This is a genomic window from Desulfoluna butyratoxydans, from assembly GCF_900699765.1.
Classification (GTDB): Bacteria; Desulfobacterota; Desulfobacteria; order Desulfobacterales; family Desulfolunaceae; genus Desulfoluna; species Desulfoluna butyratoxydans.
The window spans coordinates 105,342-121,187 of record NZ_CAADHO010000001.1 but is presented as its reverse complement, the minus strand read 5'-3'; the positions used below and the strand labels follow the sequence as shown (position 1 = coordinate 121,187).

The 15,846-nt window shown below is 59.3% G+C and carries 15 protein-coding genes, 1 tRNA gene and 1 riboswitch; of the genes, 7 read left to right on the top strand and 9 right to left on the bottom strand.

What is annotated here, in order from left to right; all coding sequences use genetic code 11:
- Positions 1-367: 367 nt before the first annotated feature.
- A complete protein-coding gene (locus tag MSL71_RS00645) occupies positions 368-904 on the top strand; it encodes an outer membrane beta-barrel protein (RefSeq protein ID WP_180136752.1) in 537 nt (178 codons plus the stop codon).
- Positions 905-947: 43 nt separating this feature from the next.
- On the opposite strand, the gene MSL71_RS00640 is transcribed toward MSL71_RS00645, so the two are convergent.
- Both MSL71_RS00640 and MSL71_RS00635 read right to left on the bottom strand, forming a co-directional pair.
- The gene (locus MSL71_RS00640; protein WP_180136751.1) at positions 948-1,772 is read right to left on the bottom strand and encodes a HesA/MoeB/ThiF family protein; all 825 of its coding nucleotides are present in this window, start codon (positions 1,770-1,772) and stop codon (positions 948-950) included.
- A 16-nt stretch (positions 1,773-1,788) separates the two neighbouring features.
- Entirely contained in the window at positions 1,789-2,523 is a 735-nt protein-coding gene (locus tag MSL71_RS00635; RefSeq protein WP_180136750.1) for an alpha/beta hydrolase, read from the bottom strand.
- Between the two features lie 501 nt (positions 2,524-3,024).
- On the opposite strand from MSL71_RS00635, the gene MSL71_RS00630 reads away from it, so the two are divergent.
- The 4 genes from MSL71_RS00630 to MSL71_RS00615 all read left to right on the top strand — a co-directional run bounded on the left by MSL71_RS00630 (position 3,025) and on the right by MSL71_RS00615 (position 7,905).
- Entirely contained in the window at positions 3,025-4,980 is a 1,956-nt protein-coding gene (locus tag MSL71_RS00630) for an LTA synthase family protein (protein WP_180136749.1), read from the top strand.
- Entirely contained in the window at positions 4,968-5,741 is a 774-nt protein-coding gene (locus MSL71_RS00625) for a phosphatase PAP2 family protein (protein WP_180136748.1), read from the top strand. The genes MSL71_RS00630 and MSL71_RS00625 overlap by 13 nt, the downstream gene beginning before the upstream one ends.
- 88 nt (positions 5,742-5,829) lie before the next feature.
- Positions 5,830-6,558 (top strand): response regulator, encoded by a 729-nt coding sequence (locus MSL71_RS00620; RefSeq protein ID WP_180137547.1) that lies wholly within the window; start codon positions 5,830-5,832, stop codon positions 6,556-6,558.
- Positions 6,559-6,591: 33 nt separating this feature from the next.
- Positions 6,592-7,905 carry an ATP-binding protein gene (locus MSL71_RS00615; protein ID WP_180136747.1) on the top strand — a complete coding sequence of 438 codons (1,314 nt, stop codon included), beginning with the start codon at positions 6,592-6,594 and terminating at the stop codon, positions 7,903-7,905.
- Between the two features lie 13 nt (positions 7,906-7,918).
- Here the strand turns inward: MSL71_RS00615 and MSL71_RS00610 are convergent, their stop codons facing one another.
- From MSL71_RS00610 to MSL71_RS00600, 3 genes are read right to left on the bottom strand one after another with little or no spacing between them, the layout of a single operon-like run.
- Positions 7,919-8,758, bottom strand: a complete 840-nt coding sequence (locus tag MSL71_RS00610; RefSeq protein ID WP_180136746.1) for a pirin family protein — start codon at positions 8,756-8,758, stop codon at positions 7,919-7,921.
- A 26-nt stretch (positions 8,759-8,784) separates the two neighbouring features.
- The gene (locus tag MSL71_RS00605) at positions 8,785-9,171 is read right to left on the bottom strand and encodes a peroxiredoxin-like family protein (protein ID WP_218950957.1); all 387 of its coding nucleotides are present in this window, start codon (positions 9,169-9,171) and stop codon (positions 8,785-8,787) included.
- A gap of 12 nt (positions 9,172-9,183) precedes the next feature.
- Entirely contained in the window at positions 9,184-9,432 is a 249-nt protein-coding gene (locus tag MSL71_RS00600) for a thioredoxin domain-containing protein (RefSeq protein WP_218950914.1), read from the bottom strand.
- A gap of 729 nt (positions 9,433-10,161) precedes the next feature.
- Here MSL71_RS00600 and MSL71_RS00595 point away from each other — a divergent pair.
- On the top strand, positions 10,162-11,199 hold the full coding sequence (locus MSL71_RS00595) for a glycosyltransferase family 9 protein (protein WP_218950913.1): 1,038 nt from the start codon (positions 10,162-10,164) through the stop codon (positions 11,197-11,199).
- Between the two features lie 85 nt (positions 11,200-11,284).
- On the opposite strand, the gene MSL71_RS00590 is transcribed toward MSL71_RS00595, so the two are convergent.
- Together MSL71_RS00590 and MSL71_RS00585 are read right to left on the bottom strand one after the other, a co-directional pair.
- Positions 11,285-11,917 (bottom strand): PEP-CTERM sorting domain-containing protein, encoded by a 633-nt coding sequence (locus MSL71_RS00590; RefSeq protein WP_180136743.1) that lies wholly within the window; start codon positions 11,915-11,917, stop codon positions 11,285-11,287.
- 22 nt (positions 11,918-11,939) lie between these two features.
- Positions 11,940-12,016, bottom strand: a riboswitch (cyclic di-GMP riboswitch).
- Positions 12,017-12,309: 293 nt separating this feature from the next.
- A complete protein-coding gene (locus tag MSL71_RS00585) occupies positions 12,310-13,593 on the bottom strand; it encodes an APC family permease (protein WP_180136742.1) in 1,284 nt (427 codons plus the stop codon).
- Between the two features lie 142 nt (positions 13,594-13,735).
- On the opposite strand from MSL71_RS00585, the gene MSL71_RS00580 reads away from it, so the two are divergent.
- Positions 13,736-14,617, top strand: a complete 882-nt coding sequence (locus tag MSL71_RS00580; RefSeq protein ID WP_180136741.1) for a LysR family transcriptional regulator — start codon at positions 13,736-13,738, stop codon at positions 14,615-14,617.
- A 423-nt stretch (positions 14,618-15,040) separates the two neighbouring features.
- Here MSL71_RS00580 and MSL71_RS00575 read toward each other — a convergent pair.
- Together MSL71_RS00575 and MSL71_RS00570 are read right to left on the bottom strand one after the other, a co-directional pair.
- Positions 15,041-15,127, bottom strand: a tRNA-Leu gene (locus MSL71_RS00575).
- A gap of 40 nt (positions 15,128-15,167) precedes the next feature.
- A complete protein-coding gene (locus MSL71_RS00570; RefSeq protein ID WP_180136740.1) occupies positions 15,168-15,815 on the bottom strand; it encodes an L-threonylcarbamoyladenylate synthase in 648 nt (215 codons plus the stop codon).
- Positions 15,816-15,846: the final 31 nt, after the last annotated feature.

The following is a 15,846-nucleotide window of genomic DNA, read 5'->3' as shown; positions in this document are numbered from 1 at the left end:
GAGTTCATTGTTAGCTTGAATGCAGTTGACAAATTGCCTTTTTTTACGAGTGTCCAGAATGCGTGAGCTCACAGTTCCGGCGGGCCGGAACCAGGCCGGGCAGCGCATGCAGGGCAGGAGAGGTGAAAACGTGGAGGCCCACTCTTTTTCGGATTCGATATACGCCTGGATCGATCACCCGCCGTGATGGCACGGTGCCCGGCGCTTTCGGCGGTGACACCACCGCACGAAACCACCGCAGGTCGGCACCCAGGCTCCCGCACGGGCGGGATTTTTATAACAGGTTCCCGGAGCATGTCGCCCGGGATGACACAACCGAACAACAAACCCCTCTGACGGGGTTGGATACGTTTTAAGGATTGTTAAGATGAAACGAATGATTGTTGCAATGACAGCCGTCCTCATGCTGCTCGGCCAGAGCGCCTTTGCCGCTGAGGGACACTCTTTTCGCATTTCCGCAGGCCCCAGCCTGTTTTACGACTCCATGAGCCAGGAAGCAGGTGCCGGAGGGTACCTCAACGTGGGGTACCGTGTGGCGCCGTCCGTGGACCTGGACGTCTACGGCGCCGTGACCTCGGATTTTGAGGTGGACAACGACCTGACCCGTGGAGACGCCTCGGTCTCCATGCTTACCCTGGGGGCGCGATACCTCTCCTCCATGGGCGACAACAGCACCGGGTACATTGCCGCAGGCATCGGGGTTCTCAAGCTGGAGGCCGACGAGGTGGCCCCAGGCACCGATGACTCCCGCACAGGCGGGGTGGCCCGGTTCGGGGTGGGGGTGGATGTGCCCCTTACGGATCATCTCGGGCTGACCTGCGGGGCAGGGTTCAGCCGTGGGCTGGGCTCCACGGACGAGATCACCCTTTTTGACCTGAGCACCGCTCTTTTCTGCACCTTTTAATGGGTTTCGGTCCTGCTCGCACCGTCAACCGGTCGGGGCCGGATCAGAAGTGAAACACCTCGGAGCGCATGGACATCAGGTCCATGTGCACCATGGTGGCCTGGGCCGGGGAGATGTGTCCCAGAAGGGTCCCTATGATTTGCGTGCATTGAAGGCCCGCTGCCACCGCAGGGGTGACGGCCGGTGTGCCCAGAACGGCCTCGGCGGTGGATTCGGCCTCGGCCCCGAAGAGCTCGCCGAAGGACGGCCCCTCGGGCCAGAAGACCATGACCCGTGCCTCAAAGCCGGAGATGGTGGCGTGGACCATGGGGATGCCCAGGTCCCTTGCCAGTTCCGAGAGCCTGGCCCGGTCCCCCAGGGTGTCCAGGCCGTCGGCCATGAGGTCCGCGCAGGTGAGATGGGGGTGGGCTTCGTCGCCTGTGACGTCCAGCCTGTGGGCTGTCACCGATACCGAGGGGTTGACGGCGGCCAGGGCTGCCCGGGCTGCTTCTGCTTTCCCTGAACCGAGGGTCTCCCGGGTGGCAAACACCTGTCGGTTCAGGTTGCTGGCCTCGAACACGTCGGGGTCGAAGAGCAGGAGCCTTCCCACCCCCATGCGGGCCAGGAACTGGGCGATGTACCCCCCAAGCCCGCCGCATCCGGCCACAGCCACCACCTTGCCCATGAGACGCCTCTGCTCGTCACAGGAAAAACTCCCCGCATTGCGCACATAGCGTTCCGGCCAGATGCCCGCCTCCAGGGCCGCCTCGTAAACCGTTCCCACGGCCAGCCCCATCTCTTCGGCCATTATTCCGGCCTCCGCCTCGGAGAGCATCTCATGCCCGTGCTCATTGGTTTGCGCTGCCTGCCGAATCCGTTTGATTACCATGTCCATGCCCTTTGTTTCAGGTGTCCAGGAGCGCTGCCTTCAGCCAGGCCGAGGCCCGGGGGAAGAAGCGGGCCTGGTGATCTGCGTCGCTCATGCGGTGATCGCCGCCGGGGTTGATGATGAGCTCCTTGGGGCTTCCAGCCCCGGCCATGATTTTGTGGGCGTTGTCCACGGGAACGATTTCGTCGCTGTCCCCGTGAACCACGAGAATATGGTGGATGCCGGCAAGGCCCTCGGTGATGTCAAAGCCCATGTTCTTCTTGTAGTAGGAGAGGGGCACGTCGTGGAGCTCCTGCTGGGCGGAGATGGCCGCTTCGGTGATCCCCGTGCCGTTGACCGGTGCGGCCAGGCTCACCATGCCCTTGAGGGGAAAGCCCCGGTCTGTGAGGGGGCTCCAGGCGGCCAGGCAGGTGGCTCCGCCCATGCTGCTGCCGAAAAGGGCCAGGCCGTTGTCGGCAAGGCCCATGTCCCGGAGGACCTCGGCCGCGGCCAGGAGGTCCTCCACCCGGGTGGCCAGGGTGGTGTCGAGGAACCGACCCTCGCTTTCACCGCATCCCCGGTGGTCCAGTCTCAGGTAGGCGGCGCCGAAGTCGTTGCAGCGGCGGGCCAGGACAAGCTGTTTTCCCGACTCCTTGGTGGAGAGGAGGCCGTGGGAGCCGATGACAACCGGAGGGTTTTCGGTGTCGGGCATGTGGAGCACGGCTTTGAGGTGAATGCCGGAGACGGGGATGGTGAGTGTTGTTTCTGTCATGGCGCTTGCCTTTCAAGGGTCCTTTCGTGGGTGGTTCGGTACGGGAGACACGGTGTCGTGTGGTGACTGTAGCCCGGGGCCGGGCTGATTTCAAGGGTGAGGATCCCGGCTGTACATTTTGCTACAAACGCGGAACCACCGGTGAAAAGGGGGGCTTGGCCAGGGGCGACGCCCTTGTCCCGGCCTTGGCCGCACAGCTTGCAACAGACCGTTACACTTCCTCAACAGACATAAAAGGCCTGATCCGTCATGGTGTCCCTGCAGCGAACACACCCGAAGGACTCGGGTTGAATGTCCGTTTCAAAGGAGCGTACCCCTGCCCGGGCGGCAATGCGCCAGCATGGCCGACCTGCTGAAGGCGGCAGGGGGCTCCTTGGAAACGGCCGTGCATCGCTTGTGTTCCCAAACACCTACCATACGACGCATAGGCCAAAAAAAATGAACGATTATCCTTCTGTACCACATCAGTCACCACCACATGGTTCCAGGTTGTTTCTGCGGATGAGACATGGGGTTCGCTCTTTGTTCATCGACCGTTTTTCCCTGCTCGGCCTCTTCATCGGGATTTTTCTCGGGGTCAACGCCGTGACCCGGACGATTCTCATGACCCTTTCCGCTTCCCAGGTGGACTTCGGGCTGATCCAGCTTGGGACCATCTACGGGGTGGGCCTTGTTTTTGACGGCATCACCGCCTTTTATTTTATCATTCCCGTTGTTCTTTATTTCGTGTTCGTCCCGGACCGGGTGTTCCGGCACCGGTTTCACCGGCCCGTGGTCCACCTCTTTTTCTTTGTGGGCGTCTATATCCTCTGTTACGGGGTGGTGGCCGAGTGGCTCTTCTGGGATGAGTTCGGCAAGCGTTTTAACTTTATCGCCGTGGATTATCTGGTGTACACCACCGAGGTCATCGGTAACATCATGGAGTCCTACCCGGTATATCCCATGCTGGCAGGCCTGTTGGTGCCCTCGGGCCTCATCTATTTTGTCTGTGCCCGCAGCCGGGTCTTCAAGGGGGCTCTTGCAGCACCGTGTCCCTTCAGGCAGCGCGCGGCAACAGGCTTCATGTGCCTCATGGTGCCGGTGGTCTGCTTTGCGGGGGTGGACAGCTCGAGGCTTCGTGTTTCGGAGAACGTTTTTAACAACGAGCTGGCAAAAAACGGGGTGTACGAGCTCTTTGCTGCCTTTCGAAACAACGACCTGGATTACGCCAGTTTTTACGAGCAACGGGATACCACCGAGATGCTGGTCCGCCTGCGGAAGCTGGTGGCCACCGATAATGCGGAGTATCTGAGTCAATCACCGGAGGATATCACCCGCAGGGTGGTCAACCCCGGGGACGAGAAGCGGCTCAACATCATGCTTGTGACCATCGAGAGCATGAGCGCCGAGTACATGGGCATTTTCGGCAACCGGGCGGGGCTGACCCCGAACCTGGACAGGCTGGCTCGGGGCGGGCTTTTCTTCGACAACCTCTACGCCACGGGTACCCGGTCGGTAAGGGGCCTTGAGGCCCTGACCCTCTCCACGGTCCCCACGGCAGGCCGCAGCATCGTCAAGCGCCCCGGCAACGAGGGCATGTTTTCTCTGGGCTACCTTTTTAAAGAGAGGGGCTACGACACCAAGTGGGTTTACGGCGGGTACGGCTATTTCGACAACATGAACTACTACTACGCCCACAACGGGTTTTCCGTTGTGGACCGCACCGATATGTCCAAGGAAGAGAAAACCTTTGCCAACGTCTGGGGCGTCTGTGACGGGGACCTGTTCAACCGCTCCCTCAAGGAGGCCGATGCATCTTACGCCGCGGGCAAGCCCTTTATGAATTTTGTCTTTACCACCTCCAACCACCGGCCCTACACCTACCCGGAGGGCAAGATCGACATCCCGGTGAAGACTGGGCGCGAAGGCGGGGTGAAGTACACGGATTACGCCGTGGGCGAGTTTATGAAGGCGGCCCGGACCAAAGCCTGGTTTGACGACACCCTCTTTGTCTTTGTGGCGGATCACTGCGGCAGCAGCGCCGGGAAGACCAGCCTGCCCCTGCGCAAGTATGAAATCCCCCTGATCCTGTACAGCCCCAAGACCATTGAGCCTGATCGCGTCAGCAAGCTCTGCTCCCAGATCGACGTGGCCCCGACCCTTCTGGCCCTGCTGAACTGGGATTACGACAGCAAGTTCCTCGGCAAGGACATCCTTGCCATGAAACCCGATGAGGAGCGCGCCTTTGTGGGAACCTATCAGAAGCTGGGGTACTACAAAGGGGATCGCCTGACGGTGCTGTTGCCCAAGGGGGGCACCGAGGCCTATGTGTACGACCGGGTGACGAAACAGCAGGTCCGGGCGGCCATTGACGACTCTGATCTCACCGACGCCATTGGTTTCTATCAGTCCGCCTCCTGGCTATACAAAAACGGGCTGACCCGGCGCACCACAGGGGAGCAGGGATGGGATTCCTGAGACGAGTTTCCCTGGGCGTGGTGGTGCTCGGGGCGACCCTGGCCTTGTTCGAAATGACCGATCTGGACCTGTGGGTCCAGGACCACCTGTTTCATTTCGAGACCGGTTTATGGCTGGTGGACCGCAACGCCGTTGTCCCGCGCCTCTTGTTTTATACGGGGATCAAGGGGGTGATCATTGCCTTCGGGGTGACCCTGCTGGTACGATACGGCCTCTCCTTCCGAACGAAAAGCGGTGTGGCACAAGGGCTTCCCGGGGACAGGCAGCGGTGGTTGACGGTGATCCTGTCACTTGTTGTGGTGCCCCTGACCATCGCCACCATGAAGGATGTGACCAACATCTATTGCCCGTCTCAGATCGTGCGCTACGGAGGGGACAAGCCCTACGTGAAACCCTTTGAACCCTATCCGGAGGTCTGTTCCCGCTGTGATTCCGGTCGCTGCTTTCCGGCGGGCCACGCCTCCGGGGGCTTCGCCCTCATGGCCCTGGCCCGCCTGTATGGAGACAGGCGGCGGAAGATGGCCGGGCTGGGGGCAGGGGTGGCCCTGGGCTGGGTGATGGGGGGCTATCAGATGATGAAGGGCGCCCATTTCCTGAGCCACACCGTGGTGACCATGGTCATCGCATGGATCCTGATCGAATGCGTTGCGGGGGTGGCCCAAAGGGTGCACCCTGATCCGGGCCACAGGGCCCGTGGCAGGAGGGGTGTCCCCCTTGCAGGGGGGTGCTGTGGGGAAGAGGACGGCGCATCCTTGACGTGATCCCCGGGAAGTGATGATGTAATGCAACATGGGGCAAGATCCCGAAAGATGGTTTATTTATGATCCCAAGGAGGACAATGTGAGGACAATGGGGGCCAAAGAGGTGCTGCTTGTGGAGGACGACCTTCCCCTGGCGGGACTGATCAGTGAGTACCTCGGGCAGAACGGGTACACGGTCACCCAGGTGCATGCCGGTGACGAGGCGGTTTCCGTCATCGCGGCATCGCAGCCGGACCTGGTCATTCTCGACCTGATGCTTCCCGGCCTGGACGGGCTGTCCGTCTGCCGCGAGGTGAGGCCCCTTTACCCGGGGCCTATTCTGATGCTCACGGCACGGGAAGACGACATGGACCAGGTGGCGGGCCTGGAGATGGGGGCCGACGATTATGTGAAGAAACCCGTGGAGCCCCGGGTGCTCCTGGCACGGATCCGCGCTTTGTTCAGGCGATACGAAGGGGCCCCCCCTTTAGCCGGGGCAAAGAACGCCCCAAAGGACCTTCGCTTCGGTGAGCTGGAGATTAACCTGAGCACACGGACGGTGAGCTTTTGCGGCCGGGACGTAAAACTCTCCACCACGGAGTTTGACACCTTCCACGTTCTGGCTTCCCATGCCGGAGAGACCCTCAGCCGGGATGACCTGAGCCGGGAACTCAAAGGGCGGGAGTATGACGGCATCGATCGGTCCATCGACATCTGCATCTCCCGGTTGAGACGGAAGCTGGAAGAAAACCCCGAAAAGCCGGAGCGCATCAAGACGGTGTGGGGAAGCGGGTATCTTTTCGTGACGGACGCCTGGGGGGAAGAAGCCCTGAGCTGAGGGCGCCACCTGCGGGGACGGAGGCCCGCTGTCGTGAAACGAATTTTCTTTACTATCTATGCGCTCATCGTCTGTTCACTGCTCGCCATCGCTCTGGGGCTGACCCCCATTGCAGACCATTTGATGAAAGGGGCCGAAGTCGAGGAGGAGCGCTCTGAGTTCCGGGGGATTTTTTCCCTGATCGTCGCAGACCTCATCTCCATGCCCGAGAGCTCCTGGCAGGGCTTTCTCAACGATCTCAACCAATCCTTTGATTACCCCATCACCGTGGAGCGCAACAAGACCGTTCGCCTGCCCGAAACCTATCGTGGGGCATACGACGAAGGGCAGATCGTTCCGGGCAACGAAGATGTGGAGATTCTGGTGCAGAAGATTCCGGGCAGCCACTACAGTCTGTGTATGGGGCCGTTGCCTGAGCCCGAGAACATCAGGATCATCGAGTCTCTCATGGTGGTCGTGGCCTTTGTGATTCTTGCCATCCCTGTGTTTGTCTGGTCGCTTTTTCTCTGGCGGGACCTCTCCCGACTGGAAGAGGCGGCCCGGTCCTTCGGGCGCGGGGATTTCTCTTCACGGGCCAGGGCCTCCCGGTTTTCAAGCCTGGCCCACCTGAAGCTCACCTTCAACGCCATGGCCGACCGCATCGAAAAACTCATCGCCTCCCATAAGGAGCTGACCAACGCTGTCTCCCATGAGCTGCGGACCCCGTTGTCCCGGATCCGCTTCGGCATGGAGATGGTAAAGACCGGCAGGACGCATGAGGAGCAGAGTCGCTACTTTTCAGGCATCGAACGGGATGTGGGGGAGATCGAGACCCTGGTGGAGGAGATGCTGACCTACGCCCGGTTTGACCGGGATCCGGGCCGGGTGGAGACGGAAGCCCATGACATGGTCGCCTGGCTACGCTACCTCGTTGCCTGTGAGGAGGCCAACGACAAGGTGCGGCTTGACCTGGCGGCACCGGAGGCTCCCCTGGAGTCGTGGTTCGATCCCCAGTACATGGCCTGGGCCGTGCGAAACCTTATCCGAAACGCCATGGGCCATGCCGCGTCCCGGGTGAGTGTCTCCGTGGTGAATACGGATCGCATGGTGCGTATCCTGGTGGACGACGACGGCCCCGGCATAGCGGAAGCCAACCGCGTGCGTATTTTCGAGCCCTTTGCCCGCCTGGACAACAGCCGTAACAGGAAATCCGGGGGCTACGGCCTGGGGCTCTCCATCGTCAAGCGTATTGCCGTGGCCCATAAGGGGACGGTGACGGTGGACGACTCGCCCCTGGGCGGGGCCCGCTTCACCCTCTCCTGGCCTGGGACCCCACCGGAGACGGCCAGCCCGGTGCAGCCCCTGTAACCCCATGCCTGGCTTACAGCTTGACGAAGGTTCCGCTTCGGTATTCGAGAAAGGCCAGGTCCAGCTCTTCCTGTGTGTTCATGACGATGGGGCCTTTCCAGGCCACGGGCTCTCCGATGGGGCATCCCGTGAAGAGAAGGAACCGGAACGGTTTGTCCGGTGCCTCCACCTCAATGTCGGTGCCGGGGGAGAGGTGGGCCAGGTGCCGGTTCGGAACCTCGGTACCTGCAATGCGTCCCGTGCCCTCAATGCCGTAGACCAGGGCTGTGTGGCCCTGGGGGGACACATGCCGGAACGAGGCACCCCGGGGAACGGTGCAGTCGATGTAAAGCGGGGCCGTCACCACATCGGTCACCGGCCCCGAGATGCCTGCGGCGGTCCCGGCGATGACCTTGACGCGGCACCCCTCGGAGGTTCGGGTCTCGGGGATCCGGGCGGCCGTGAACTCACGGTACCTGGGCGGCATCATCTTGTAGGAGGCGGGCAGGTTGGTCCAGAGCTGGAATCCGTGCATGGCACCGCTGGCGTCCCCCTGGGGCATCTCCTGGTGGATGATGCCGGACCCGGCGGTCATCCACTGCACGTCCCCGTCGGAAATGACGCCGTTGTTTCCCAGGCTGTCCCCGTGTTCCACGTCCCCTTTGAGCACATAGGTGATGGTCTCGATGCCCCGGTGTGGATGCCAGGGAAATCCCTTTGTGTAATCCTCAGGGTTGTCCGACCGGAAGTCGTCCAGGAGCAGGAACGGATCGAACATGGGGGCTTCAAGGAATCCGAAGGCCCTGTGAAGGCGGACCCCCGCGCCTTCGGTGATGGGCTGGCCCCAGAGCAGGGTCTCTACACGTCGTTTCATGGTGTTCCTCCCGTGAACTATCCGGATTAGTGGTCGGGGGAGACGATGGAAATTACCTCCCTGGGATCGGGCCGCCTGGTGTAGTCCGGGTGGGCTTCGGCGCTGAGGATCTTTCCGCTGGGGTCCAGGATGAAGCGGGCCGGAACGGGCAGCTCCCAGGAGTCATCGCCGTTGAATCGCGGTACGTCGATGCCGAAGCCCAGGTAAATGTCTCTGAGCGGAAGGGGCAGCCTGTGCACCAGGCCGAAGGCCGAAGCGACCTTGTTTTGCGGATCGGCCAGGATGGGGAAGGTAAGTCCGAGTTTTTTGGCCAGGGGTTTGGAAAATTTTGCCTGCTGGGGGGAGACAGCCACCAGAGAGACTCCCATGGAGGTTAGGGCCGGGACGATTTCCTGCAGAGCTTCCAGCTCCAGGTTGCAGTACGGTCACCAGGCTCCCCGGTAAAAGGTGATCACAAGGGGCCCCCGGGCCAGAAGGTCTTGGCTGGCCACACGTTGCCCCGAGGCATCGGCCAGGGCAAAGGCAGGGGCCTGCATGCCTGCCTTGGGGATGCGGTCCAACAGATGGGAGGCCGCCAGGTCCCGGGTGGCCTGGTGCATGATCTCCAACGCCTCTTTGGGGGCGTTTGCCTCAAACTCCTGTTTTAACGCGTGCAGTTTGTCCTGCAGTTTCATGGCAACCTCGCTTTTGATGGGGATGGTGTGCCCACCTGGGCCTTGAGGGCGAATGCGGAGGGCGGAGAACGGATGCTAGGGGGCCTCAGGTGCATGGCACGAATGTCCATGGTGATACGCCGGTGCGGCGGCTCGTTTCATAAATAAACGTTTTGTCGGTGTCTTGGATGCTCAATGATACCATACCCCCTCATCGGAACAAAGGAGAGGACGAGCAGACCGTGTAACCGAAATGGGGTTGCGGCGTTTTTTTCATCCGCCGGAGTTCTTCCGGTTCAAGTCAAGGGACTCCAAAACAGCCTTATATCTGTTTCCGGAAGAGTGACATGGGCCTCTCCTGCAAAAACGGTTGCCATATGTCACACCCCACGCGAATGACCCGATAACGCAGGTAAAATGGCTGCCTTCATGCATTCGTCACAGGGGTTTCAGGTGCCCCATCTGGTCGCCGGAGGCCTACTTTTTCTGCGGCAACAGGTTGTAATAATGGCCCGTTGAATCGGGTTGGTCGGTTTTTTGAACTATCCGGGATAGAAGGCACAACGAAATCAGGTACCGTTTTTTTGTGTTGATTCACTTGGTGCTTGCCGCCTGTACGGCGTGTGTGTAGGGTTACGAATTGAAATAGCTCTTTTTGTTACTTGTCGTACGTAGCGGTTATGTTTCCGGCAATCGATTCCTGCTTTTGTGACAATACCACCACGACCAGTTTGAGGAGTGCGAATGCGTGTGAAGACAGTTCTTGTAATTCAATGCGGTGCTCTTGGCGATTTGATCTGTTCCACCAGCGTCATCGATGCGGTGGCGCGCCAATTCGGACCGGGGACCCGCATTGACTTTGTGTGCAAGCCAGGGCCCGGTGCCCTGTTTTTTTTGGACAACCGTGTGAACAAGGTTTTTAAAGTGAACCATTGTAAGTGGCCGGTGTGGCTTCATCCGGCCAAGCGCGCCGTCGTCAACTCTTCCCGGGCGGTTCCCTACGATCTCCTGATAAATTTCGGCAGCGGAAAGCAGTTCAGGGGGTTGGTGAAGAAGACCCGCGCCGGGAGAAAAGTGGGGTTTCACAGCATGGAGTCCCATTTCCCAAAGGGAATCCACATGGTGGATGCCTTGAAGAGCCTCTTCAGTGATGTCATCGACGACGAGCATCTCTGGCGCGCTTTGCCCTCCCTGGTGGGCACCTCGGCTGAAGAGGTGAAAACAACCTATGGCCTGGACCACCGGTATCTCGTGGTAAGCCCCAGCAACTCCCATCATCGCAAAAAAAACGTCAACCATCGCGCCTGGGAGGAGGGCTCCTGGGCGGAACTGATCGATGCACTGAGCCGGGACATCCAGGTGGTGGTCGTGGGAAGCCACAGCGAAGACGACTTTTTTAACCGATTGAGGCCCTTTCCCGCTGGTGTTGTGGACCTTGTGGGTAAAACATCCGTGGTGGACCTGGTGGGGGTGATCGACGGGGCCGTGGGGCTCGTTGCAACGGATACGGGAACGGCCCACGTGGCCTCCGCCACAGGTACCGAGGTGTTTGCCCTTATTGGCCCCACGCCCGCCTGTGAAACTGCGCCCTACCAGGGCCCGGCCAACACCGTACACATCATCTCGGCCAACCTTCCCTGCAGTCCCTGCTACAAAACCGAGGCCATGAAAACCTGCCGCGACAACCGTTGCATGAAAGAAATATCCGTATCAGATGTTTACGATCTGGTGGCCGCATCCTGCCTTGGGGGACAAGGGTTCCATAACAAAAAATCCGCAGCATCCTGAGATGCTGCGGATCGAGTTGTCAATGCCTGTCATGCCGGAGCATCGGTGTTGAATTGCCAACCCACCCATGGTCCGGCGTTATGTCTTAGTGCCTGCGGCTTTTATTTCTGCGAATCCCCGCGATACCACAGAGGCCGAAGCCCAGGAGGAGCACTGTGGAAGGCTCAGGCACAGGGCTTGCCCCCAGTGAGGTATCGCCGCTCATGTCGTCAACCAGCCACATATTTCCGCTGTCATGCAGGACAACATAATCGATGAACGTTCCGTCTGCTGCGTCGATGCGTAAAAAATCCATGGGACCGTCCGTGTTTGAGTTGCCCTTGGCGGTGACCATGGTCCCGTCTGTCAGGTAGGCATCAATGTAAAAACTGGATGCTGAGCTGTAGCCGGTTTGGAACCAGGTGCCGTTGTCGTTGGCAAAATCGACCTTGACGCCCCGGGCATCCGCGCTAGTGCCAGCCCACAACCACATATTGCCGTTGTGGTGAAAAGAGCCATGCCCATACCCGAGATCATCTGATGTTGTGTTATAGCCTTTGCGACTGTCGCCATACATCGGCGCATTGCCCGAGAAATCTAAAAATTCGATCCCCTCAATGCCTTCGACCCTGGCGCCGTCGACACCGTTCTCAAAGTCGATGGAAAAGGCCCATGCCCCGCTTGTTCCGAGAAAAACCATAAGACCTGCCATGCACAACACCTTTAACAATTTTCTCATCGTTGTTGCTCCTTGGTTGGTTCAAGGCAACCCGGCTGTCTCCCCACGAGACCCGTGGCTTTCCGTGCCTGTATCGCTACAGGGTCGGCTTTGGCTTGATGTATGATTCCAATAATGACTGCTTGCTAGGTGTGTTACGGTGAGACTGTTTGGTAGTACTTGTTTAGTAGGAAAATAGCGAAATGTCAATTGGGAATGAGTATATTATTGTGGGTGTTTATCTCTCTTTTGGCTCGCGTGTATTGGCGGTGTTGTACTTGTTTCAGGCTGTCTGGCATCGGCGATTTCTACGGAAAGCTGGAAGGGAGGCAACGACGCCAAAATTTCAAGCGCGTGCTTTGAGAAAGTGGTTGATCGTTTCTCACAATTGGATTTTGCAATGTTAAGATGACTCAGGATGAGCGGGTGTGGCGGTTGACCCCGAGCCCGTTGGGTTGCCTGTCTCCCCTCGCATGGTTGCATACGACACAGACCGTGATGGCTGCCAGTCCCATGAGTGGCAAGATCGCTGAGAAGCAGAGCAAGGCGATGAACCCTGTGAAAAGAAAGAGGCAGGGAACGCGCAGGGCCATGGAGGGAAAAAGGCGAATGGCAGCTGCGACGGCCATGAGGGAATTGGCCAGGAAAAAGACGTTTGCCACCGTAACGAGTTGTTCCAGGGAGACCCATTTAAAATGGAGCAAAAGGAGATCCGCCCCATGAAAACAGGCAAGGGCGGTGAGAGCTGCCACCGGCACTCTGTTTTTAGTGTTTCGGGAAAGCCAGCCCGGCATGTGGCTGTCACGGGCCAGGGTAGCCATAAGCCTTGATACCCCGCCAACAATGAGGAGCACCGTGCAGACGCAGAGGGCGGATGTCACGACCATGACCACGGCCTCGGCATATGTCCCGAAAAGAGGCCTCACCACCTGGGCCACCGATACCATGGTGCCGTTCTCTCCCACAGGGTGATTCGCGGATGACGTGAACACGGCCCACGCCACCAAAAGATAGATTCCGCTGATTCCTGTCACCCCCAAAGCCGTTGCCTGGGGAATCGTTCGGCTGGGGTTTCTGACATCCATGGTGTAGTTGCCGATCACCTCCCACCCGACGATGGCCCAGAAGAGCACCAGCAGTGTGCGCCCCATGGCGGAGAGATCCCACGGCGTATCCGGCCACGGTGCCATTGGAGTGGCGGCAATGGTGGCAAGGCTTCCCGCTGTGAGGATGATGCCGATGCACAGGCTGGCCGAAAGGACCACGGCCCCCAGAATCGTTATCTTTCTCGTTAACAGCACCATGCAGAATAAGAGCAGCCCTGCGGAAAGGGCCGGCAGGGAATCGGGGGACAAGCCGAAAGTGCGAGCCATGGCGTCGGCTGCGGTCATGAGAACCGCAACGGGCCCCACACAGACCGCACATATCATATAGACGGACGCCAAGTAGCCGGCCAGCTGTCCAAAGGCCTTGCGAACGGCGATGGGCACGCCTTCAGGCCCGGGGTGGTGCAGGGCCATTTTGGCGAAGAGTCCGGCAAACACAGCCCCCAGAGCCATCATGATGAGCCAGGCCATCACAGCCCACTGCCCCAGGTTAGCCTGGGCCATGGGGGGCAGCAGTATAATTCCCGACCCCAGCACCGCTCCGGTGATCAATCCGCTCAGCTGCAGCGGTCCCATTTTTTCCTTTGGCATGTCGCCTCCTTTCGCAAAAAAAGTGACGCCACCTTACCAAAGGGCACTGTATCTTCAAAAACGAATGTTTTGCTTGAAACGTTCGGAAAAACCGATAAGGATAGGAGGTCTTTTTTATCCCGTCATTCTACAGGGGGGACCCATGGACATCCGACATTTCCGGACCCTGAAGGCCATCGTGGAGCAGGGCAGTTTTATCAACGCCGCCCGGGCCCTGAACTATGCCCAGTCTTCCATCACCTCCCATGTGAAAGCCATTGAAGACTATTACGATCAACCCGTCTTCGATCGAATCGGCAAACGGGTGGTGCTCAACGCCTTTGGGGCCGAGGTATACCGCCACGCCCTGGTGCTGCTGGTCGGCTACGAGGACATCTGCAACTTGAAAAATGACACAGACGAGCCCTCGGGCTCCATTCGTATCGGCGTTCCCGAATCCACCATGCTTTACCGGCTTTCGCCCGTTTTGCAGCGTTATAAATCGCAATACCCCAAGGTTGAGATCATCATGCAAAACGCCTTGTGCCCTGTGATGCGCCGCTTCCTCAAGGAGGGTGACCTGGACCTGGGGCTGCTCCTGGAACAGGACGTGCCGGAACCCGAGCTTGCAAAAAAGCTGCTGCTCAAAGAACCCATGAGCATCGTCCTTCCCAGGCAGTACCCGGCAGACGACCTCGTGTCTTCAGAGAGACACGTCATTCTCTACACGGAAAAGGGGTGCAACTACCGGAAGGTGTTTCAGCGCTTATTGGAAGAGAAAGGGATTCAAACCGACAACGTCATCGAAACCGCCAGCGTGGAGGTGATCAAAAAGTACGTGCTCTGCGATATCGGTGTTTCCTTCCTGCCCACCATTGTGATCAAGGACGAGCTGGCACGCGGGGAGCTGAAGCATGTGCCCTGGGAATCCGACGACCCCGTTGAGCTGAAAATTGCGTATCACAAAGACAAATGGCTGACGCCCGCCATGAAGGAGTTCATCCGCTTTGTCTCGGCTGAGGCCGCTCAATGGCAAAATGCGTGAGGGCGTGATTGGCCAGTACCATAATGCCTCCGGCGGCCAGGTGGGGGCATCTGGAAACCCTTAGGCGAATGCATGAAGACCGTTATCATGCACTAGTTTTCAGAGCATTCGCGTGGCCTGTGGTCTGTGGCAGCCGTTTTTGCCGGAGAGACCCTTTTCATTCTTCTGGAAACACGATGATGGGCATTTGGGATTCACGTGGCTTTAACCGGGATAACTCAGGTGGCGCTGCCGGGGATCAAATTGTGATCCGTCTTCGTCCGAGGGCTAGGGCGCAACAAGAAAGTTTGATAAACAGGTCTTGTAAACGCCCCTGATCGTCCGAAAATTATCGACAAGCGACTCGCCTGAGGCACAAGGTGAGATCAAACAAAAAAAGCCTTACGCTTTCGCATAAGGCTTTCGAAGTATTTTCTTATTGGATGGTACCGGAGGTCGGAATCGAACCGACAAGGGGTCGCCCCCGGCGGATTTTGAGTCCGCTGCGTTTACCAGTTTCACCACTCCGGCACACGAAATGCTTTTTATGTAAATTTGATTCGATTGTCAATCAAAATGAGGGCAGTTTTTCAAGAATAGCGTGGATGGCGGCGGCCGGGGTCGATCCCTGTCGCAGGATTTTCGGGGGCGTGTAGGTGACGTCCACCACGGTGGAGCCGGAGCCGCCCTTTAAGGGGCCTGCATCCAGGACGAGATCGGCGCCGGTGGCGATACGCGGGTCCAGGTCCCGGACATCGGCGATGCCTCCTTGTTTGGAGATGTTGGCGCTGGTGCCGGTGACAGGGAAGGGGACGGCCTGGGCCACGGCGCGGGCCACGGGGTGCGAGGGGACCCTTAGGCCCACCTTGCCGGTTCCTGCGGTGATGAGGTCGGGGATGGTGGGGGCGGCCTTGAAGACCAGGGTGAGCTTGCCGGGCCAGAGGTGTTTCATGAGGGCTTCTGCGGCCGGGGGGACCTCGGTGACCAGTTCGTCCACGGCCCGCCTGTCTTTGATGAGCAGGAGGATGGGGTTGGTCAGGGGGCGCTCTTTGATGGCGAAGACGTTTCGTATGGCGTCTTCGTCAAAGGCGTTGGCTGCCATGCCGTAGAGGCAGAGGGTGGGGATCACCACGCAGCCGCCTGCGGTGAGGATGTCGGCGGCCCTGGCCAGGATCTCCGGGTCGGGTCGGTCTGTCTGGACTGAAATGAAGGGTCCCATGGGAAGGTGTTCCAACGAATTAGGTGATGCT